Here is a 22,008-nt window from a genome sequence, read left to right as displayed (position 1 = left end):
GCCAGCTCGACAGGCTCAGTTCGATAACGGCGATCAGCGTGCCGTCCGGGTCGAGGGGGCTCGGGGATCGGCTCAGATCGTTCAATTTCTGCATGGGGCCCTCCATCGGTTCACATCAGCAACGATGGATGCAATATCCTCGCCGCCGCCCCATAGCATCTCCCTTGGAGGTTTGCGGACGCCGGCCCCGGTGTGCGCCGAGCCACCGTCATGGGGCCGGCATCCGAAAACCTTCACAAAAGCCGTCCTGGTGCGGTCGGGCGATGAGATGGACCCGGTTTATTTTCCCATAACGACGCAATCGCCTTCGGGCAAACGGTCGCGACCACCTTGATGGGACGGGAAGGCGCCGCTTTGGCCTCTTTCTCCGTGCTCGGCCCGTCACTTTCATCCGTGACCGCGGTTGCTCGCGTGGCCGGCACGGCATCGCTGATTTCCGCCGCAAAATTTCGGGCTGCCTATGCGCAAAGCGCAGCCATCAGGAATGTCGTGCAGCTCCATGCCCGCGCGCTGCTATTGCAGCTCCAGCACGTAGCCGCTTGCAACGCGCTGCACAGGGTGGATGGCCGCATGGCGCGGTGGCTCCTGCAGCTTCACGACCGCGTCCCCGATGACCTCCTTCCGGTGACCCAGGAGGCGCTTGCGCAATTGCTTGGGGTGCGGCGGACGACAGTGACGCTGACGATGAGCAAGCTACGCAAGGCCGGAGCCGTCCCGTCCGACCGGCGCGGATTTGGTGAGATCGATCGGGCGCGGCCCCCCGCAAGGCCCGAGAACGTCATCTAACTCAGGTTCAACTCAGATGGCAGCGCCGGCCAGCAAGGACGCGGCGCCAAGCGCGACCAGTGTAAGTCCAGGCCAATTCGATTTGATCCCAAAGCCGCTGGCCGGTCTTTCAGGTTCAATGGTGTCACTGGTTCGCCCGGAGCGAAGCCGCCTTCCGCCACTTAGGCGGCCTCGCCAGATCGGCTGATACGCCATCTGGAGCACGCCGCCGAAAACCAGGAGCACACCAAGCCAAATAAGTGTCATACTCGTCTCCCGCGCTAATGAATGCCCGAGAAGTTGTCTCCCACGGAGGACCCTCGTCCATTTCGGTTGATTGTTTTTCAACGTCTGGCCGGTGCTTTCGGTCCATTTATGTCATCTGCTTGAATACCACTTAGGCTGGGGGCCTTTTGGCGGAGAATGATCGGCGCTATGCGAGAACCTTCGCGCCCGGCATGTCCACTTTGGTCAGAAGCAATCTTGGGCGGGAAACGCATGGCAGGTCGTTTACGGGCCAAACCCGCAAGTCGCCGCGGCGCGCCTTCCAGTTTTTCAAACTGATCGGACGCTCGGTCTTACCTGCGTGATGGCGACGCCGGAGATCGCGAGCAGCCCACCGACAATCAACTTTGGGGTCATGCGGTCGCCAAGAAACAACACGCTCGACATCAAGGCGAACACCGGGAGCAGCAGGCCGAATGGTGCGACGCGGCCCATGGAGCAACGGGCGATCAGCCAGAACCAAAGGCCAAACCCAACAATTCCTCCGATGAAAATTGTGTAGGCGAGTGCCAGCCAACCACGTTCATCCGCCGTGATCAGGCTCGCCAGTTGTCCATGTTCAAGGAGCGACGACATCAACATGACCTGTGGCACCGTGAGCAGGGATGACCATCCCATCAACATCAGGGGATCAAAAGGGCCGTAGCGCTTCGTCAAGACGTTGGATACCGCGAACGCGAAGGCGGCCCCGACCACAAGCAGCAGTGGAAGCGCGCTTGCCGACAGGCCAAGCCCCGCCGCCAACATGATCACGCCGACGAATGCAAGCACCACTCCGGCGGACGTGGTGAGAGACGGCCTCTCCGCGAGCAGCGGCCAGGCCAACAGCACGGTGAAGGGCGGCGCGAGTTGATATGCGACGGCCGACACGCTTCCCGAGCCGAGCCCAAGGCCGACATAGAAGAGCCCGAAGTTCAGTCCACCAAGGAAAAACGAAATAGCTGCGATAGGGCCGAACTGTTGACGCTTGGGCCTCTTGACGAACGGAATAAGCAGCAGCGCGATGGCCATGAACCGGAGGGCGAGGAAGAAGAGAGGCGGAAACTCCGTAACGCCCACCTTGATGGCCACGAACTGATAACCCCAGAGCAACGGAACGGCCACGGCGCAGACGATCTGGATGGCCGACATGGCATCTTTCCTTTCAAGATCGTTCGGTCTAGATATAGGCGCGCTAACAGCGGAGTCGTCCATGGGTCGTCTACCTGATGAAGCGGCCGAGAAGAGCGTCAACGGTGGCTTGTAACGTGATCCGTGTCGGTGCCGTTTTGGCCACCACTCGTAGCCCCCAAAGGAAGCAGATGAGAATTCGGGCGGCACTTGCAGGCTCGACACCTTCGGCCAACTTGCCCGCCGTGTTCGCGCGGGACAGTGCATCCGCCACCCTGGCCTCCATGGATTTGAAGAAGCTTGCGATGCGGCGATTAACCTCAGCATCGTGGCCAGCCAGCTCCATGGCTGTGGCCACGAGCAGGCATCCGCGCCGGCCATTGGCACCGCTGGTGCGGTCGACGTAGCCGGCAAGGTAGGCCCGTAGGGCGTCGACCGGCTCCCTGCAGGGGTCGAGTTCGAGGTCCATCCGTGTCATGGCATCGGCAATGTAGCGATCAAGCGAACGCAGGAAGAGCGAGTGCTTGTCGCCGAAAGCGGCGTAAAGGCTGCCACGCGAGAGCTTGGTCGCACGAAGAAGATCCGGGAGCGCCGTGGCGTGATAGCCGCGCGACCAGAACACGCCCATCGCGCGTTCGACCGCGGCTTCCGTGTCGAAGCTTCGGGGGCGGCCACGGGGCAACTGCGCTGGAGTTTGGCGGCTCATTGCTGATATATAGACCGGATGGTCTATATATCGCAAGTGGCAGGCTTGGATCCGGAAGCGGACTCGGCCGGGAGGCGTTTTACACGCTGGCTGCAGGCCGCCATTCAATGGCGTCCTCCAGAATTGCCGTCGGTTTCCGTTTACGGTGGCAGAATTGCCGCTGTCTGGTCGATGAATTCGGCGCCGGGTGCGGATTGATGCGACCGCGCAAAGACGAACCGGGATGTCGCGGGTATTTCGGCTTCGGCTCTGCCGTCTTGGCCGATCAGGATCAATCCGGCTCCGCCATTTGCCACGTTCAGAATGATGGGCTCGCCGCTCCAGGTCTTGATTGGCTCCATGCCAATAATGAGAAATTCGCCCATAGGCTGATCGAAATACTGGATACGCAATTGCGGGCCGACTTCGGCCGCAGCAAGTTCAAAGCCGAGCTGCCGAGCACGCGCGTAAACGTCAGCCAGGCTCACGGTATCGGACGTGAACCCAAGCTGGGCCGGCGTTACGAGGACAAGCTCCACATCGGTCTTGTGTGAGCCGACAGTAAACGCCGGTCGAGCAAGAATTTCAGAGGCCTGCCCACCGACATTGCAGCCCAGACCATCCAGCTCGTTGCGCAGCCTGATCGGCCCGGCAAATGTGCCAATTATGATCGTCTTCCATGTCGCCACATCGCGAGCGGACTTGATAGGCAGTTGGGACGGTTGGGCGGAGCGTGTCCTGAGCTCCAGCTTGTTGCGCAAGACATCCCGGGCTGCGCATTGAGCCCACGCGGTGTCCGCGAATTGAGCAACGCAAGCAGCACCTAGCAGGAAAGCTATTAAGTAAAGACAAACTGGTCCTGCACTGGAACGGGCTTTACCTGCCTTGCAATCGGCTCGGCTTGTCGGAATGAACATGGCGAAATCGCTTTTCGATTACGCTCGACAGAAACAGGCCCGCCTCCGAGTCAATAGGAAGAACGGAGGGCACTAACGTCAATGAAGACTGCGCGGCCGGCTTTGAAATGCGCCCGGAGGCGGGGCCTATGGCTTCAAATATTCCAGTTTCCAAATGGCAGGCGGCAGTCCGTAAGCCTGATCATCCGCCCGCTTCATCAGACCAAATGGGTATGATGCGGTTTAACCATAGCACCGACGTGGCAACGGCTCAACACTGAACGACGCGGCGTTTGAATGGGCAAACACTGCGGAAAACCAATCCTAATGGGCGACAGGGCGGCCGGAGTGCCCCGGAGCATGTCTGCCTAGCCCACCATCACACCGCCGCGCTTGATCAGCTCCTTTCCCACCGCCGCCAGATGCACCTGATCCGGTCCGTCGCCGATGCGGATGAAGCGGGCGTAGACGTAGGCGCGGGCGAGGAACGTGTCCTGCGAGACGCCTGCGGCGCCGTGGATCTGGATGGCGCGGTCGATGACGCGGGCGGCCATGCTCGGCACCACGATCTTGGCCGCGGCAATCAGGTCGCGCGCGGCCTTGTTGCCCTCGCGGTCCATCTTGTCGGCCGCTTGCAGCGTCAATAGCCGCGCCTGCGCGATCTCGCAGAACGAGTTTGCGATGTCCTCACGTAGTTGACCAGCGCGTGTGATCACAGATCCGATCAGTTCGCGAAGCCATGTCTTGTCCGCCCTGCCTTGTGAGCGGACATGGACAGCAGTGCTGAGCTTGTCTCACGCCCGGTAGCGGTCGCAACAGCTCACAGCATCTAACAAGGCCTAACGAGCTATTGGCCAGCTTCCAAGCCAAGTTGCAGAGCCAGACGGAGGATTGTCCTGCCCCGCAGGCTCCGATCGCCTGAAGCCAGGAGACAGTCCCATGCCCATGTCATACAATTCCGAGATCATCATTGACAGAGACCGACGCTCGCTTCTGAGCACCGCCGCGATTGGAATTGCAGTGGCGATTTCCGCGAGCGTGTTTCCCATGCATAGGGCGTCGGCGGGCAACGAGAGCGCAATTCGCCCCTTCCGCATCGATGTCCCCGAGGAGGATCTCGTCGAGCTTCGCCGGCGCGTGTTGGCGACTCGATGGCCTGACCGTGAGACTGTTTCCGATCAGTCCCAAGGTATTCCGTTGGCGAAGCTCCAGTCGCTCGTGCACTACTGGGGGAAGGAGTACGACTGGCGGAAGATCGAAGCAAAGATGAATGGGCTTCCGCAATTCATCACCACTATCGACGGTATCGACATTCACTTCATTCATGTCCGCTCCAAGCATCCCAATGCGCTGCCTGTCGTCATAACCCACGGCTGGCCGGGATCGGTATTCGAGCAGCTCAAGGTGATCGATCCGCTCACCGATCCAACGGCCATACCGGCCGGCCTGAAGACGCGTTCGACGTCGTGATCCCCTCGATGCCCGGCTACGGCTTCTCCGGCAAACCGGTTGATATCGGCTGGGGTCCTGACCACACAGCGCGGATCTGGGCAGAACTGATGAAGCGCCTGGGTTACACCCATTATGTCGCCCAGGGCGGCGACTGGGGTTCACCCGTCTCAAGCGCGATGGCGCGGCTGGCGCCGGCAGGTTTGCTCGGCATCCATATCAACTTGCCAGCGATCGTGCCGCCCGAGATTGCTGCGATCCTCGCCGCCGGCGGGCCTGTCCCGGCGGGACTGTCTGAGAAGGAACGCATGGCGTTCGAAGCATTCAGTACGGCCGCCAAAATGGGCAACCGGTCCTATGGTTGATGATGGGGACAAGGCCGCAAACGATCGGCTACGGCTTGACGGACTCTCCCGCGGGCCTCGCAGCCTGGATGCTTGGGCATCCAGGTTTCGCGCATTGGAAATATGACGGCACCGACCCCGAAAAGTCCCGCGACGAAGTGCTGGACGACGTTACACTCCACTGGCTGACGAACAGCGCGACTTCATCGGCGCGACTTTACTGGGAATACAGCGGGCGCAGTCCCGCCCTTGCCGGCCCGGAGAAGACTGCGGAGATCTCGCTCCCGGTGGCCATCACGGTCTTTCCGGGCGAGAGCTATCAAGCCCCGGTGGGCCCGGCGCGCCTATCGCAACCTGGTCTACTTCCACGAGGTCGGCAAAGGCGGTCATTTTGCAGCTTGGGAGCAGCCGGAGCTTTTCTCCGCCGAGCTGCGCGCCGCATTCAGACCGCTTCGGCCCGCAATCTAGTTCAGTCGCGGTGTGGCCAAGACCGTCGCCGACGGGTGTTCAACCACCCGCAACTTACCCGGCGACGCACTGGCAAACAGGAAATCGGAAAGGGCGGACGTTGATAACGTTACTTCGTTGAGGCGAGCAACGAAGCTTGGCGAAAAGCCGGCACCCGGTCGGAAGGCGGAGTGCGTGACTGCCGGTGCAAGTGTGTTTCATATGCAAACGCGGAGCCCAGCGGACGGTAGCCCCTACCCGGCCATCACCCCGCCGCGCTTGATCAACTCCTTGCCGACCGCTGCCAGATGCACCTGGTCGGGTCCGTCGCCGATGCGGATGAAGCGGGCGTAGACGTAGGCGCGGGCGAGGAACGTGTCTTGCGAGACGCCGGCGGCGCCGTGGATCTGGATGGCGCGGTCGATGACGCGGGCGGCCATGCTCGGCACCACGATCTTGGCCGCGGCAATCAGGTCGCGCGCGGCCTTGTTGCCCTCGCGGTCCATCTTGTCGGCCGCTTGCAGCGTCAATAGCCGCGCCTGCGTGATCTCGCAGAACGAGTTTGCGATGTCTTCGCGCACCGAGCCTTGCTCGGCGAGCGGCTTGCCGAAGGCTGTGCGGGAAACCGCGCGGGCGCACATCAATTCCAGCGCGCGCTGGGCGCAGCCGATCAGCCGCATGCAATGGTGGATGCGGCCGGGCCCGAGCCTACCTTGCGCGATCTCGAAGCCGCGGCCCTCGCCGAGCAAAATGTTCTCGGCGGGCACGCGGACGTTGTCGTAGACGATCTCGGGATGGCCGGCCGGCGCATCGTCATAGCCGTAGGTCAGCATGTCGCGCACGATGCGCACGCCGGGCGTATTCTTCGGCACCAGGATCATCGATTGCTGGCGATGGCGGTCGGGATGGTCGGGCGCGGTCTTGCCCATCACCATCAGGATCTCGCAATCCTCGTTCATCGCGCCTGAGGTGAACCATTTGCGGCCGTTGATGACGTAGTTGCCGCCGTCGCGCCGGATCTCGCACTGGATGTTGGTGGCGTCGCTGGAGGCGACCTGCGGTTCGGTCATCGAGAAGCCGGAGCGGATCCGTCCTTCAAGCAGCGGCTTCAGCCAACGCCCTTGCTGCGCTGGCGTGCCGTAATTGGCCAGCACCTCCATGTTGCCGACGTCGGGCGCCGAGCAGTTGAACACCTCGGGCGCCCAGAGGATGCGGCCCATGATCTCCTTCACAGGGGCATATTCGAGATTGGTCAGCCTTGCGTTAGCAAGATCTGGCCCGTGCTCGCCGGAGAGGAACAGGTTCCAGAGTCCCTGCTCGCGCGCCAGCCGCTTCAGGTCCTGGAGCACAGGCGGCGTCCGGTAGCGCGTGGCTTCCGGCTTGACCTGCTCGTAATAGAGCTCCTCGACCGGCTCGATATGCGTCTGCATGAACCGGCGGACGCGCTCCTGGAGCTCCAGCGAACGTTCGGAGTGTTGAAAGTCCATTGTGTTCTCCTGTTCCCTTCTCCCCTTGTGGGAGAAGGTGGCATAGGCGGCCTTCGGCCGCCGTTCTTAAGAACGCCGATGCTTCGCATCGGCTATGGCGCCGGATGAGGGGTCTCTCTCCACTCGCACAACCGGTCGTGAGGAGAGAGACCCCTCACCCGGCTTCGCTTTTGCGAAGCCACCCTCTCCCACAAGGGGAGAGGGTGCACCGTCTCTGCGGCCGTTCGTTCAGCTCTAACATCACGTCCCCCGCAACAGCTCGCTCGCCACGATCCAGTCATTGCCATCGAACTGAAGCATATAGCCGTCCTTGATCGGGCGGAAATCCTGCGGCGTGGTGTTGAGGGTGATGCCGGGCATCAGCAGCGACAGCGGCACGCTCTTCAGGCTCGCCGCCTGCGCCATGATGTTCTCGCGCGTCAGATTGTCCCTGCACTGCTTCAGCACGACGACCAGCGCCTCGGCGACGGTGTAGCCGTAGAGGCCAGCGACGTTGTTGACGTCGGCATTGGGCAGGCGCCGCTTCATGAAATCGATATAGGCCGACATCGCCGGATCGTCCTTCGGCTCGGCCGTGAACGGCTTGAGCGAGCCGAGCGAGAGCACGCCCTTGCCGGCATCGAGCCCCGCCGGCACCATCACGGTGGCCTTGTTGGCGCAACCTGAGGCGAGGAATCGCTGTGGCTGCCAGCCGACCTCGTGGGCTTTCCGGATCGCCTGCGCGCAGGCGCGCGGCGTCACCGAATAAATCATGAAGACATCGGCCTTGGTGCTCGCGAGCGTCAGCACCTGGGAATCGACGGTGGGATCGGCAACCTCGAAGCTCGAGGCCATCGCGATCGCCTTGTCGGCATCAGCTCCGAGCGCCTCCTTGACGCCGCGAAGATATTCCTTGCCGGCGTCGTCGTTCTGGTAGAGCACCGCAAAGCGCGCATTCGGGTTCTTGGCGCGGGCATAGGCGACATCGATCGCGGCCTCACTGGTGTAGTTCGGCGCCCAGGGCAGCGCCATCGACCAGGGCATGTTGGCCGGATCGTTCCACTTCGAGGCCGAGCTGATCAAGAACAACTGCGGCACCTTGCTGCTGTTGAGGTACTTTGCGATCGCCGAGCTCGGCGCCGTGCCCATGGTCGCGAAGATGAACGCGACGCCATCGCTCTCGACCAGCCGCCGTGCCGCCTCCATGGTCTTGGGCGGCGAGAACGCATCGTCCAGCGAGATCAAGTTGAGCTTGCGCCCGTTGACGCCGCCCTTCTCATTGACCTCGTCGAAATAGCCCGCGATCACCTTGCCGGTGATGCTGAGCGGCGACGCCGGCCCGCTATAGGGCATGGTATTGCCGACCTTGATCTCGGTGTCGCTGACGCCGGGACCGTAGGATTTTTGCGCGGAGACGGGTATGGACAGACCGGCGGCAGCCAGCGCCGCGGCCAGGACCAGAGCGGTTCTCATAGTTTCTCCCCGATGATAATCGTCCGCGAGGCAAACGCGCGGCGTGCTGCTTTTGGTCAGCGCGTCAGATCAGCGGAGTTCCGAAAGACGGTCTTGCGTCGAGTTGCTGGTTTACCCGACGCTTCGCCGCGAGCCCGCGTAGGAGCGCCGCAGCAAGGCGAACAGACTGCCGCCAGTTACCGCGCCAAGCAGATAGACCACGATGGTGTGGACCGCGAGCGGCAGGCTCACGTTCATCTTGAAAAACGAGATCGTGACTGTCTCGAGATTTTGCGCGGCGAAGATCACCGTGACGGCAGCGAGCAGCACGATGACGGCGAGATGAACCCAACGCATGAATGATCCCCTCCGGCGACGCGGGCGCCGCTACCAGACAGATCCTTTACCCCGCCTAGCGGCGCCGCCGCAGGCTGAAGCCCAAGCTGACCCAACCCGCGCCCGCCATGATCAAGTCGATGCCGAGGAACAGGCCGAGAATATAGACGCTGTTGACCGGCCAGCGCGCCAGGATCAGCAGTCCGAGCAGCAGCGTGATGACGGCAGATAGCGCCACCCAGACCCACGGGCTTTCGCGCTTCATGCTGAAGGCGAGAAACAGCCTGACGGCGCCGGAGGCAAGCAGCGAGGCGCCGAGGAACAAGGTGAGCAGCGCCGCGGCGAACAACGGGTTCTCAAAGGTCAGGAAGCCCGCGACGATATAGAGCACGCCGAGCAAGGCCCAGATCAGGAACTTGCCCCAGCTCTTCATCTGGAATGCGCCGATCACCTCGGTGACCCCGGCAACAACCATCATCGCACCGACCACGATCACACTCGCCACGGTCGCCATAACCATGCTGCCGAGAGCGACGAAGCCGGCGATGAGATAGACGACGCCAAGGGCGACGATCCAGCCCCACTTGGCGTGCAGCGCTGTAATGCCCGACCCAAGACCCAGGTTTGGGGACGTATCCGAAGCACTTGTCATGACGGCTACTCCTGCATGCGAAGTCCCAAGGCACATCTCAGGATAGCACGAACCGCGCCGGGACAACAGCCAGCAGAGCAGCTCCCGCGGGAGCCCCATTGACTTAAGTCAAGGGCGGACGGAGCGTCTCATGCGCGCGAACGCTCCATGTCGAGCTCGGCCTTGAGATTATCGAGATCGCGGTAAATTGAGGCAACCGCGAGCACGCGGCCCCCTTTGCGGAACTTCAGCAGGCAATCCCTGCCGGAGATGCTGCCGTCGATGGCGATGTCATCGAAGCTCTCGGCGTGACCGACATAGTTGATCGGTACGTCGTAGTGCTGGGACCAGAAGAACGGCACGGCGTCGAAACGCTGCTGCCTGCCGAGCATGTTGCGCGCCGCGGTCTGGCCCTGCCGCTCGGCCACCACCCAGTGCTCGACGCGGATCGCTTGCCCCGAATGCGGATCGGGCCAGCGTGCGATGTCGCCGGCGGCAAATATGCCGGAAGCGCTGCTCTCGAGATATTCATTCACGCTGACGCCACGATCGGTCGCGAGCCCCGCCTGCTCGGCCAGCGCAAGGCGCGGCTTGACGCCGATCCCGACGACGACGAGATCGGCCTCGATGACGCCGCCGCTCTTCAGCGTCGCGCGCATTCCGTCGATCTTTTCCACGGTTTCCTTGAGGTGGAAGTTGACGCCATTCTCTTCATGCAGCGCGCGAACGAAATCGCCCATCTCCGCACCGAGCACGCGCTGCATCGGCCGCTCTTCCGGGGCGACCACGTGCACCTCGAGCTTGCGTGCCCGCAAGGAGGCCGCGACCTCGAGGCCGATGAAGCTGGCGCCGATCACCAAAACGCGCTTCGTACTTCCCGCCGCCTTGATGATCGCACGACTGTCGGCGACGGAACGCAAGGTGTGGACATGCGGCTGGTCGCCGCCGGGGATCTCCAATTTGACTGGCTCGGCGCCGGTCGCAAGCAGCAGCCGGTCGAACGGCAGCATGTCGCCATTGCCCAATGTCACGCGACGCGCCTTGAGATCGATCCCGGAAACATTCGTGTTGAGCCTGAGGTCGATGCCCGCATCCGCATAGTAATCCTCGGGGCGCAATGGCAGCCAGTCCTCCGGCGCGTTGCCGGCAAGATAGTCCTTGGACAGGTTCGGCCTGTCGGCCGGCATCGCGCCGTCGTCGCTAAGCATGGTGATGGCGCCGGCAAAGCCTTCGCGCCGGAGCATCTCGGCCGCCGCGAATCCGGCCGCGCCGCCGCCGACGATGACGAATTTCTCCGGCATCGGCGCCGCACGATGAGGCGCCGGGGGCGCCGGCATCTCGCGCTTGCGCTGAACCAGGATCCGATCCCGGTCGCGCGTCACCTCCCACACTGCCAGCGCGTTCAGCGCCGGCGGACGCGTGGGCTCGCCGGTGCGCAAGGAGAAGCAGGCGTGATGCCAGGGGCAGCGGATGGTGTCGTCGACCACCAACCCTTCGGCAAGCGGTCCGTGGTAGTGGCTGCAAGAGGGCTCGATCGCAAAGATCTCATTGCTCGCCTGCACCAGCAAAACATCCTCCGCACCGACATGACCAAGTAGCTTGCCGTCCTTGAATTCGGTCAGCGAGACGCCCTTGGTCAGGTCAGGTCCGCTCGGCTTGCTTTCCTCGTTCATGATCATCTCCCGGCTCACGCACAGCTCAGGATTTGGACGGCGCCGACCGCGAAAAGTTCCCGTGATCGGCGAAAATCAGGATCGTTCGGCCGCCGCGTTGCGAACATCGAGCACGGCCTGTGCCCATTCGGCGGGACGCTCCTGCGGCAGATTGTGGCCGGCCCCGGCGAACACCCGCCGCTTGAAAAAACCCTCGAACCTGCGCGCATGATGCGCAGTGCCGGGATTGACGCCATCGCTGTCGCCGTCGATCGCAATCGTCGGGACGCGGATCGGCGGCTGGCCGGCAAGCTTCGCCTCGATCCCGGCATAGGCCGGATCGCCCGCGACCAGCGCATAGCGGTGGCGATAGGAATGGATCACGACATCGACGAAATCGGGGTTGTCGAACGAGGCCGCGGTGCGCTCGAACGTCGCGTCGTCGAATGCCCAGGTCGGCGACCACATCGACCAGAGCTGGCGGGCAAACCCACGTCGGTTACGTTCCAGCGCGCGGCGGCCGCGTTCGTTGTGGAAGAGATATTGATACCAGAGCGCGGCTTCCTCCGGCGGCGAGGCCGGCTCCATGGCGCCGGCGATGTTCTGGATGTTGTAGGAATTGCCGGAGACGAGACCTACGACGCGCTCAGGGTACAGAGCCGAGACCACGCAGGCTGCACGCCCACCCCAATCATAGCCGCCGACGACCGCGCGTGGGATCTTCAGGGCGTCCATGAAAGCGAGCAGATCAGCCCCCAGCGCCGCCTGCTCTCCCGAGCGCAGGGTTTTAGCGGAGCGAAACCGGGTCGGCCCGTAGCCGCGCAGCCATGGCACCAGCACGCGCGCGCCGGCCTTTGCGACGAGCGGCGCGGTCTCGGCATAGGCGTTTACGTCGTAGGGAAAGCCATGGCCCATGATGCAGGGCCAACCGGCCGGCGTGCCATATTCGAGATAGGCGATGTCGAGGACGTCGGTCGCGAGTGTTTTGTGCTGCATGACGGATTTACGGATTTACTCGACGTCGTGCCCTGCAACGACCCGACCTATTTCTGCGGCCCTGACAGCGAGATCTCTCGCTCGGCGCGAAACACGTTGCTGTAGAGGTTGGCGATCCATTGCCGGCCGATCTCGGTCTTGTTGAGATAGCCGATCTCGGTCTGGATGTGCGGTGCGACGCTGTTCCAATAGAATTGCGGATAGCGGTTGACGATGTCGGCCGGCGAGTCGTAGCCGAGCTGACGGTTGATGCCGACCTCCTCGAACTCGTAATAGAGCGCATTGGCCTTGCGCAAGTAATTGGGGTCGCCGAGCTGTCCGATGAAGTCGGCGGCGCGCAGGATCGAGGCCTCGTCGTCATACTCCTGCCCTTCATGGGCCGGAAAGCGGGTGCCCTCGATGGCGCGCGCGACGCGCTCGCTGTCGATACCGCGGATCGGTGGCAGCCGCCGCCGCACGAAAAGCTTCGAGCGGTCAACGTGATACATCATCAGACTGGCATCCGAGGCGCCGCGCGGTAGGGACACCTTGGTCCCGGCATCGTCGATCACGAAACCGTCGTCGTCATCCTCCGGAAACAGACCGCGGACATAGCCGATGTCGTGGGCAAGGCTGGCGATCAGGATGTGAATGTAGTCTTCCGCCGCAAGGTGCGTGTGGAGATTGCGTCCCATGAGGATCGCCTGGGCCGCCAGCGTTACCAGCATCGTATGCTCGATATTGTGGTAGAGCGCATCGCTGTTGCCGATACATTCCATCGCGGTGCGCGTCGAGCCCTCCAGCACCCTGGCATAGGACTCGTCGTCGTACCTGCGACGCATGAACGAGCCTAGCATCTTCTCCAGGGTTTCGGCCGCCAGTTTCGGCAACGTGATCATGGATGCAGCCCCGCCTGTCGGTGGTGTTCCACGCCAACTCCCCACGTCTCGTTCGCGTCCTCGACGCAAATCCAGCATAGCCCATCTTGCGGAACTGACCAAACCCGGGGACGAAAATAAGGAAATATGTTACCGTCCCGCTTCGCAACATAGCGGTTGCTGTCACAGTTCAATACACCCGGTTCAATAAGCCCTGGGCGGCCGCGCCGGGACGGTGAACCACGCTCACTCCACCAGCATCACGTCGACGGCGACGCCGAGCTTCTGCTTCGGTGAGCCGACGATGATGCCGTCCACCGGCGAGACATCTGAGAAATCGCGACCGACCCCGAGCACGATGTGATCGTTGGCAACCAAGAGATCATTGGTCGGGTCGAAGTCGACCCAGCCGAGCTCCGCTCCGCACCACAGCGACACCCAGGCATGGGTCGCGTCGGCGCCTTGCAAGCGCGGCCGGCCCGGCGGCGGAATGGTACGCAAATAGCCGCTGACATAGGCCGCGGGCAGACCGAGCCCGCGCAAGCCAGCAATCATGACATGGGCAAAGTCCTGGCAGACACCGTGACGCTTGTCGAAGACCTCGTCGAGCGGCGTCGAGATCGCCGTCGCCTTGGGATCGTAGCGAAACTCGGTGCGGATGCGATGCATGAGATTGACGGCGCCGGCGAGAATGCCCGTCTCGGGCGCAAAGCTCGCCTCCGCATAGGCGCTGACGGGCCGCAGCACCGGCACAAGGGGACTTGCAAAGACATAGCCCACTGGCGAGGACGGCCCGAGGCTCGTCGCCTCGAAGGCCAGGTCGCGGATGCCCTCCCAGGACGGGCTCGCGGCGTCACGCGGCGGCGTCTGGCGCGACACCGACACGCGCGAGCGCGAGTCGATCCGCAAGGTCCGATGCGCGGCCTCGATCACCACGCTCTCGGTCAGCGTGCCGAAGAAATCGCGCCGGACGTTGCGCTCCGCCGGGCGCGGCCGAATCTCGACATTGTGCGAGATCAGCTCCTGGCCGCCGCCGCTCCTCGGCTCCAGCCGGAGCGTGCAGCGGGCGAAGCTGACCGCGCTCTCGTACTCGTAGGTAGTGACGTGACGGATGTCGTAGATCACGCCAGCCCCGTCAGCTTTTCCGGCCGGCTGGCATTGGGACCATGCGGAAAATAGTGCAGCCCGATTGCTTCAGCGAGGCTGAGCAGGTCCTGCTCCAGCGCGAACAGCGTCTTGACCTCGAGCTTCTCGGCTTCGGCGGTCGCCAGCATCGCCTGCACCGCGACCGCGAGCCGCTGCGGCCGCTCGATCAGGCCGTGTTCCTTCAGGCTCGGCAGCGCCGCGATGTGCTCGTTCAGCGTCGTGACCTGGAATGCGACCGAGCGCGGGTTGTAGCCATCGAGCACCGCAAGGTCGCGCACCGGGGCCAGGATCGGCGCCAGCAGATAGCGCGAACGGTAAGTGATTTGTGAATCCACCAGCGTCAGCAGGATATCGAGATCCTCGTCGCAAGCCTCGTCATAGGCGAACTGGCGCGCGAAGCGCGTGGTGTTGATAGCGCGCTCGGCGCGGCGGCCGATATCCAGGAAGCGCCAGCCTGCGGCTCGGTTCATGTTCTCCTGCGCGAGGCCGGCAAAGCTCGCAAGCTCCTGCAAGGTCAGCTCCGCGGCGCTCAGCACGCTGTCGTCGTCCTCGACCTCCCAGGCCAGCCGTTCGGCCATTTCGGTGATGACCTGCCAGGCATCCGGCGACAGCCGCTCGCGCAAGGAGGTCGCCGTTCGCTGTGCCGCGCGCACCAGCGACAACGCCGAGCCGGGACGCTCGGCGCTCTGCAGCGCTTCGGCGGCGATGCGCCCGGGTGCCGCGCGCGAAGCTTGCGAAATCGCACCCCAGGACACCAGCATGCGCTGGATGCGTTCGATCGACTGCATCGTGGCCGAGGTGCCCTTGTTGGGCCCGCTTGGCGAGCTCAAGGCGCGCACCAGGCGCAGCGTCGCCTCGGCGCGTTCGAGATAGCGGCCGAGCCAGAACAGATTGTCGGCAGCCCGGCTGGGCAGCACGCCCGCGATGCGGCGGATCCGCACCTGATCGGTCGCCGGCAGCAGCGTCGCGGTCGAGACCTGCTTTTCGGAGACGACCCAGACATCGGCGGCGCGCGCGCCGTCGCCCATCGACACCGCGCGCGCATCCGCCTGTTCGGCGATCCGGCAGAAGCCGCCGGGCATGATGGTCCAGCCATCGGCCGTCGCGGCCGCGAACACGCGCAGCACGAAGGGGCGCGGCGTGAGCTGCCCCTGCTCCCAGACCGGCATGGTCGAGAGCCGCACCACCTCCTGGCCGACATAGTCCATGCCACGGCCGTTGATGGAGTCGACCAGGCGCCGGCGGCCGCTTGCATCGAGCTCGCTCGCAAGCACCGGTCCGTTGCCGTCGAAACCCGGAACGCCGCGCCGATAGGCGCCTCCGATCGCGACTTCGTCGAGCCGCGACAGCACCTCGTCGCGCGCCAAGCGCTGGCCGCACCACCAGGTCGCGATATGCGGCATCTTCAGCTCTTCGCCGAGCAGGCGGCGGCTCAGGGCCGGCAGGAAGCCGAGCAGCGCGCGGGCCTCCAGCACACCGGAGCCGGGCATGTTGGCGACGACGACGCCGTCCTTGCGCAGCACGTCGATCAGGCCGGGCACACCCAGCCGCGAGGAGGCATCGAGCTCGAGCGGATCGAGCGAGTTGGAATCGACGCGGCGCAACAGCACGTCGAGCCGCTTGAGTCCTGCGACGGTTCGGATGTGGACGCGGTTGTCACTGACGGCAAGATCGTCGCCCTCGACCAGCAGGAAGCCGAGATAGCGCGCCAGCGTCGCATGCTCGAAATAGGTCTCGCTGAAGCTGCCGGGCGAGAGCACGCCGATGCGCGGCTCGTCGCGGTCGGCGCTGGCGCGAAGCGAGTCGCGAAAGGCCTCGAAGAACGGCGCGACGCGCGGCACCTTCATCGACTTGTAGAGATCGGAGAAGGCGCGCGAGAGCACCAGGCGGTTCTCCAGCGCGTAGCCCGCGCCCGATGGCGCCTGCGTGCGGTCGCCGAGCACCCACCAGCGGCCGTCGGGCCCGCGGCCGACATCCGCGGCATAGATCGAGAGATAGCGCCCGCCGGGCGGCGGGACGCCGCAGACGGGCCGCAGATATTCGGCGCTGCCGGCGATCGCGGCCGCGGGCAGCGCGCCCTCGGCAACCAGCCGTCCCTCGCCATAGATGTCCCGCAGCACCAGCTCGAGCAGCTCGGCGCGCTGCTTGATGCCGGCGGTGAGCTGGCGCCAGTCGGCCTCGTCGATCAGGAGCGGCAGGTGGCTGAGCGGCCAGGTCCGGTCGGCGGCATCGCCGGGCGCGCGGTAGGTGACGCCCGCCTCGCGCAAATGCCGGTCGGCCATGGCGAAGCGCCGTTCGATCTCGTCGGGCGCGAGCGCGCCGAAGGCATCGAGGAAGCGGCTCCAGACCGCGCGCGGGGCCCCGTCGGGGCCGAGGAACTCGTCGGGGATGCCGGGCAGGCGGCTATAGTCGCGAACCCATTGCGCGACGCGGCGCCGGCCGGACGCCCTGCCCGCCTGGTCGTTCTCTTCGGCTGCGCCCTCGCCCATGCGAGTCTCCTTGCCCCACCCAAATACTCATTGCAGGAGCGGCGTTCGCAAGTCGAGGGTCAGCGGAAACTCATTTGTGCGTTCCTCCGGCGGCGGCCGGATCGGGCCGGGCGTATGGCCATGGTCCTGGAAGCGCGCGAGCCGCCGCGCCTCGGCCTCGTAGGTGTTGACGGGCTTGGTGTCGTAGCTGCGGCCGCCGGGATGGGCGACGTGGTAGACGCAGCCGCCGAGCGAGCGGCCATTCCAGGTGTCGATGAGATCGAAGGTCAAGGGCGCATGGACCGGAATGGTCGGGTGCAGGCCGGAGGCCGGCTGCCAGGCCTTGAAGCGGACGCCGGCGACGGCCTCGCCCGAGCGGCCGGTCGAGGTCATCGGCAGGCGCCGGCCGTTGCAGGTCACGACATGGCGGCCCTCGACAAAGCCCTCCGCCTTGACCTGGAGCCGTTCGACGGAGCTATCGACGTAGCGCACCGTGCCGCCGGCCGAGCCCTCCTCGCCGAGCACATGCCAGGGCTCCAGCGCCTGGCGCAATTCCAGCGTCACGCCGCCATGATGGACACGGCCGAAGGCGGGGAAGCGGAATTCGAGCTGGGCCAGATACCATTCCGGCTCGAACGGATAGCCGGACTGCTTCAACTCCGAGAGCACATCCAGAAAGTCTTCCCAGATGAAATGCGGCAGCATGAAGCGATCATGCAGCGCGGTGCCCCAGCGCACGAACTTGCCAGCTTGCGGCTCGCGCCAGAGCTTTGCGATCAGCGCGCGGATGAGGAGCTGCTGGGCCAGCGACATGCGGGGATCGGGCGGCATTTCGAGCGCGCGGAATTCGACGAGGCCGAGCCGCCCCGTGGGGCCATCCGGCGAATAGAGCTTATCGATACAGATCTCGGCGCGGTGGGTGTTGCCGGTGATATCGACGAGCAGGTGCCGGAACAGCCGGTCTACCAGCCACAGCGGCGCCTGGTAACCCGGCGGCGGCACGTGCGAGAGCGCGACCTCGAGCTCGTAAATGCTGTCGTGGCGCGCTTCGTCGATCCGTGGCGCCTGGCTGGTCGGGCCGATGAACAGGCCGGAGAAGAAATAAGACAGCGACGGATGGCGCTGCCAGTACAGGACCAGGCTCTTCAAGAGATCAGGGCGGCGCAGGAACGGCGAATCCTGCGGGCTGGAGCCGCCGACCACGACGTGATTGCCACCGCCGGTGCCGGTGTGGCGGCCGTCGACCAGGAAGCGGTTGGCACCCAGACGAATTTTGGCGGCATCCTCGTAGAGCCCGACGGTGATGTCGACCGCCTCGCGCCAGTTCTTTGCCGGCTGGACGTTGACCTCGATCACGCCGGGGTCGGGCGTCACCTTGATGACGTCGACGCGCGGATCGAACGGCGGCGGATAACCCTCGACATGGACCTGGAGCTGCATCTCCTCGGCAGTGGCCTCGAGGGCTGCGATCAGCTCGAGATAATCCTCGATCCGCTCCACCGGCGGCATGAAGGCGCAGAGCACGCCGTCGCGGACTTCGACCGACATCGCGGTGCGGACCGGCTCCGGCGCATCGGGACCTTTCGGCGCGAGCTGTGGTCCGGGCGCTTCCAGGCGCTGCATGCGGCCGAACACCGGCAGCTTGCTCCGCGGCTCCATCGGATCCTGTTCGACGATGTAGGGATAGCGATCGGGCGGCACATATTCGAGCGCGGCGAGCGGCAATCGCAGGCCGAGCGGGGAATCGCCGGGCATCAGGAACAGATGGTTGCGACGCAGATTCCAGCGCTCGCTGCGCCAGCGCGGCGCTTCCGCGTTCCAGCGCTGCACCGGCAGCACGAAGCCCTTCGGCGTATTCAGCCCCTCGTCGAACACCCGCGCCATGCGCGCGCGCGCTTCCGGATCGGACAGCTTGGAGTCGGATGGATCGACGTTGACGGGAAGCTCCCCCTCCTTCTGCAACCAGTAGGCGGGATCTTCATAGGCCGGCATGATGTAGCCGGGATCGAGGCCGAGCCGTGCCACCGTGCCCTGCATGAAGGCTTCGGCGTCCTTGACCCCGGCCCGCCGCGGATTCTCGATCTTGGCGATCAGATCAGCATTCTTCCAGATCGGCACGCCGTCCTTGCGCCAGTACAGACCGAACGCCCAGCGCGGAAGGGTTTCGCCGGGATACCATTTGCCCTGGCCGTAGTGCAGCAGGCCGCCGGGCGCAAAGCGCGTGCGCAGCCGGCGGATCAGATCGTCGGCAAGCGCGCGCTTGGTCGGACCGACCGCCTCGGTGTTCCACTCCGCCGCTTCCAGATCATCGACGGAGACGAAGGTCGGCTCACCGCCCATGGTGAGCCGCACATCCTGCGCGGCGAGATCGCCGTCGACCTGCTCGCCGAGATCGTTGAGCCGGGTCCAGGATTCGTCGGAGAACGGCTTTGTGATACGCGGCGCCTCGCGAATGCGCCGGACGCTCATGTCGAAGGCGAACTCGACCTCGGCAAAGCCGGCGCCGCCGGAGATCGGGGCTGCGGAGCGGTAGTGCGGCGTCGCGGCGACCGGGATGTGGCCCTCGCCCGCGAGCATGCCGGAGGTGGCGTCGAAGCCGATCCAGCCTGCGCCGGGCAGGTAGACCTCGGCCCAGGCGTGCAAATCGGTGAAGTCGTTCTCGACCTCCGGCGGGCCCTCGATCGGATCGATGTCGGGACGGATCTGGATCAGGTAGCCGGAGACGAAACGGGCAGCGAGCCCGAGATGACGGAAGGCCTGGATCAAGAGCCAGGCGGAGTCGCGGCATGAGCCGGCGCAGGACGACAGCGTCTCCTCCGGCGTCTGCACGCCCGGCTCCATTCGGATGACGTAACGAATTCGCTCGCGTAGCTCCCTGTTGAGATCGACCAGGAAGTTGACGGTGTTCGGAGCTTCGTGGGGGAGCGAATCGAGATATTTTGCGAACAGGCGGTCGGGCTTGATGGTTTCGAGATAAGGCGCAAGCTCCGTCTTGAGATCTTGCGGATACTCGAACGGAAAGCTGTCGGCATAAGGCTCGACGAAGAAGTCGAACGGATTGACCACGGTCATTTGCGCCGTGAAATCGACCTCGATCTTCAGCTCCGTGGTCTTCTCCGGGAAGACGTAGCGCGCCAGCCAATTGCCTTGCGGATCCTGCTGCCAGTTCACGAAATGGTTTGATGGCGTGACCTTGAGCGAATAGCTCAGAATCGGCGTGCGCGTGTGCGGCGCCGGCCGCAGCCGGATAGTCTGCGGGCCAAGATCGATCGGACGGTCGTATTTGTAGTGTGTGACGTGGTGTAATGCGACGTAGATCGACACGGGTTGCGGTACTCCAGCAGCTTTTTTGAGCAGAACACCGCTGGTGATCGCGATCAAGCACTAACAACGGGCAGCACGTGCCTACGAAGTATCCGCCGTAGCCCGGATTACGCTGTAGCGTAATCCGGGCTACCGGGTCCGTCACATGGTCGCGCCAAGCACCCAGGGGGCGAACTCGGCGCCGCCGAAATCAAAGCTCTCGCTCTTGGTCGGCTGGCCGGAGGCGGTCTTCAGGATGAGTTCGAAGATGCGCTGGCCGCATTGCTCGACGCTCTCCGCACCTTCGAGGATGGTGCCGCAATTGACGTCCATGTCGTCTTCCATGCGCTTGTACATGGGCGTGTTGGTGGCGAGCTTGATCGACGGTGCCGGCTTGCAGCCGAACACGCTGCCGCGTCCGGTGGTGAAGCAGACGAGGTTGGCGCCGCCGGCGACCTGCCCGGTCGCCGCCACCGGATCGTAGCCGGGCGTGTCCATGAACACAAAACCCTTCTTGGTCACCGGCTCGGCGTAGCGCAGCACGTCGACGAGATTGGTGGTGCCGGCCTTGGCCATCGCACCGAGCGACTTTTCAAGAATGGTGGTGAGGCCGCCGGCCTTGTTGCCGGGACTGGGATTGGCGTTCATCTCGGCGCCTTCGCGCTCGGTGTACGCGTCCCACCAGCGCATGAGATCGACCAGCTTCTCGCCGACCTCGCGGCTGACGGCGCGGCGCGTGAGCAGATGCTCTGCGCCATAAGTCTCCGGCGTCTCCGACAGGATCACGGTGCCGCCGTGACGCACGATCAGATCGCTCGCCGCACCAAGGGCTGGATTAGCCGACACGCCGGAATAGCCGTCCGAGCCGCCGCATTGCAGCGCCACGGTAAGTTCGCTCGCTGGCACGGACTCGCGCTTGACCTTGTTGGCGTCAGCGAGCGCCTCGCGCACGAAGGCAATGCCCGCCTCGACGGTCTTGCGGGTACCGCCGACCTCCTGGATGTCCATCGCGCGCAGACGTCCCGCGAGCTTCTGCTCCTCCATCAGGCCGCCGATCTGGTTCACCTCGCAGCCGAGGCCGAGCACGATGACGTGGGAGAAATTGACGTGCCGCGCATAGCCGCCGAGCGTGCGGCGGAGCAGCGCCAAAGGCTCGTTCTGGGTCATGCCGCAACCGGTCTTGTGAGTCAGCGCGACCACGCCGTCGACGTTGGGAAAATCAGCCAGCGGATTGTCGCCACTGAACGGATTCTTCTTGAAGACGTCGGCGACGAGGCTGGCGACATGCGCGCTGCAATTCACCGAGGTGAGGATACCGATATAGTTGCGCGTGGCAACGCGGCCATCCGGGCGCCGGATGCCTTCAAAGGTCGCCGGCAAATCGAAGTTCGGCGTCGGCTTGACGTCGGCGCAATAGGCATAGTCCTTGGCGAAGTCGCCCATGCCGCAGTTCTGGGTGTGCACATGCTGGCCCGGCGCGATCGGCACCGTGGCGAAGCCGATGATCTGGCCATAGCGCCTGACCGGCTCGCCAACTGCGATCGGCTTGATCGCGACCTTGTGGCCGGAGGGAATGCGGTCGACCGTCGTCACGCCGTCGGCCACCACCGTTCCGGGCGGCAGGCTGGCGCGCGCGATCAGCACGCCATCATCGGGATGCAGGCGGATGACGGGGCTGATGGTCATGAGGGTCTCCTTCGGTCTTCTTGCTTCACCTCTC

General features: G+C 64.3%; 15 protein-coding genes and 2 pseudogenes. 2 read left to right on the top strand and 15 right to left on the bottom strand.

The window, feature by feature from the left end:
* Positions 1 to 241 precede the first annotated feature (241 nt).
* A pseudogene (locus tag IVA82_RS09970) lies at positions 242 to 756 on the top strand (Crp/Fnr family transcriptional regulator); the annotation flags it as partial.
* 564 nt (positions 757 to 1,320) lie between these two features.
* On the opposite strand, the gene IVA82_RS09965 reads toward IVA82_RS09970, so the two are convergent.
* The 4 genes from IVA82_RS09965 to IVA82_RS09950 all read right to left on the bottom strand — a co-directional run bounded on the left by IVA82_RS09965 (position 1,321) and on the right by IVA82_RS09950 (position 4,469).
* Positions 1,321 to 2,181: an EamA family transporter gene (locus IVA82_RS09965; protein ID WP_247386701.1), complete on the bottom strand. Its 861-nt coding sequence runs from the start codon at positions 2,179 to 2,181 to the stop codon at positions 1,321 to 1,323.
* 70 nt (positions 2,182 to 2,251) lie between these two features.
* The gene (locus IVA82_RS09960; protein ID WP_247386700.1) at positions 2,252 to 2,866 is read right to left on the bottom strand and encodes a TetR/AcrR family transcriptional regulator; all 615 of its coding nucleotides are present in this window, start codon (positions 2,864 to 2,866) and stop codon (positions 2,252 to 2,254) included.
* A gap of 140 nt (positions 2,867 to 3,006) precedes the next feature.
* Positions 3,007 to 3,606, bottom strand: coding sequence for a hypothetical protein (locus IVA82_RS09955; RefSeq protein ID WP_346658755.1), 600 nt, complete (start codon positions 3,604 to 3,606; stop codon positions 3,007 to 3,009).
* 503 nt (positions 3,607 to 4,109) lie between these two features.
* Positions 4,110 to 4,469, bottom strand: coding sequence for an acyl-CoA dehydrogenase family protein (locus IVA82_RS09950; protein WP_346658756.1), 360 nt, complete (start codon positions 4,467 to 4,469; stop codon positions 4,110 to 4,112).
* A 211-nt stretch (positions 4,470 to 4,680) separates the two neighbouring features.
* On the opposite strand from IVA82_RS09950, the pseudogene IVA82_RS09945 reads away from it, so the two are divergent.
* Positions 4,681 to 6,002, top strand: a pseudogene (locus tag IVA82_RS09945) (epoxide hydrolase family protein).
* Between the two features lie 233 nt (positions 6,003 to 6,235).
* Here the strand turns inward: IVA82_RS09945 and IVA82_RS09940 are convergent.
* The 11 genes from IVA82_RS09940 to IVA82_RS09890 form a co-directional block, all read right to left on the bottom strand.
* A complete protein-coding gene (locus IVA82_RS09940; RefSeq protein ID WP_247386699.1) occupies positions 6,236 to 7,468 on the bottom strand; it encodes an acyl-CoA dehydrogenase family protein in 1,233 nt (410 codons plus the stop codon).
* Between the two features lie 240 nt (positions 7,469 to 7,708).
* Entirely contained in the window at positions 7,709 to 8,920 is a 1,212-nt protein-coding gene (locus tag IVA82_RS09935; protein ID WP_247386697.1) for an ABC transporter substrate-binding protein, read from the bottom strand.
* A gap of 111 nt (positions 8,921 to 9,031) precedes the next feature.
* The gene (locus IVA82_RS09930) at positions 9,032 to 9,256 is read right to left on the bottom strand and encodes a hypothetical protein (RefSeq protein ID WP_247386696.1); all 225 of its coding nucleotides are present in this window, start codon (positions 9,254 to 9,256) and stop codon (positions 9,032 to 9,034) included.
* A gap of 55 nt (positions 9,257 to 9,311) precedes the next feature.
* Positions 9,312 to 9,887 carry an HdeD family acid-resistance protein gene (locus tag IVA82_RS09925; protein ID WP_247386694.1) on the bottom strand — a complete coding sequence of 192 codons (576 nt, stop codon included), beginning with the start codon at positions 9,885 to 9,887 and terminating at the stop codon, positions 9,312 to 9,314.
* Positions 9,888 to 10,015: 128 nt separating this feature from the next.
* Complete coding sequence (locus tag IVA82_RS09920) at positions 10,016 to 11,539, bottom strand: FAD-dependent oxidoreductase (protein WP_247386692.1); 1,524 nt, start codon at positions 11,537 to 11,539, stop codon at positions 10,016 to 10,018.
* A 75-nt stretch (positions 11,540 to 11,614) separates the two neighbouring features.
* Entirely contained in the window at positions 11,615 to 12,514 is a 900-nt protein-coding gene (locus IVA82_RS09915) for an alpha/beta hydrolase (RefSeq protein WP_247386691.1), read from the bottom strand.
* Positions 12,515 to 12,561: 47 nt separating this feature from the next.
* A complete protein-coding gene (locus tag IVA82_RS09910; RefSeq protein ID WP_247386689.1) occupies positions 12,562 to 13,392 on the bottom strand; it encodes a metal-dependent phosphohydrolase in 831 nt (276 codons plus the stop codon).
* Positions 13,393 to 13,617: 225 nt separating this feature from the next.
* A complete protein-coding gene (locus IVA82_RS09905; protein ID WP_247386687.1) occupies positions 13,618 to 14,496 on the bottom strand; it encodes a transglutaminase family protein in 879 nt (292 codons plus the stop codon).
* Entirely contained in the window at positions 14,493 to 17,006 is a 2,514-nt protein-coding gene (locus tag IVA82_RS09900; protein WP_247386686.1) for a circularly permuted type 2 ATP-grasp protein, read from the bottom strand. Before IVA82_RS09900 ends, IVA82_RS09905 begins: the two co-directional genes overlap by 4 nt.
* A 27-nt stretch (positions 17,007 to 17,033) precedes the next feature.
* Complete coding sequence (locus tag IVA82_RS09895) at positions 17,034 to 20,309, bottom strand: transglutaminase family protein (protein WP_247386685.1); 3,276 nt, start codon at positions 20,307 to 20,309, stop codon at positions 17,034 to 17,036.
* Positions 20,310 to 20,450: 141 nt separating this feature from the next.
* Positions 20,451 to 21,974, bottom strand: coding sequence for an altronate dehydratase family protein (locus IVA82_RS09890; protein WP_247386684.1), 1,524 nt, complete (start codon positions 21,972 to 21,974; stop codon positions 20,451 to 20,453).
* Positions 21,975 to 22,008: the final 34 nt, after the last annotated feature.

The sequence above is a fragment of the Bradyrhizobium sp. 142 genome (genome assembly GCF_023074015.1).
In the GTDB taxonomy this organism is placed as follows: domain Bacteria; phylum Pseudomonadota; class Alphaproteobacteria; order Rhizobiales; family Xanthobacteraceae; genus Bradyrhizobium.
This window is presented reverse-complemented; position numbering and strand designations above follow the sequence as displayed.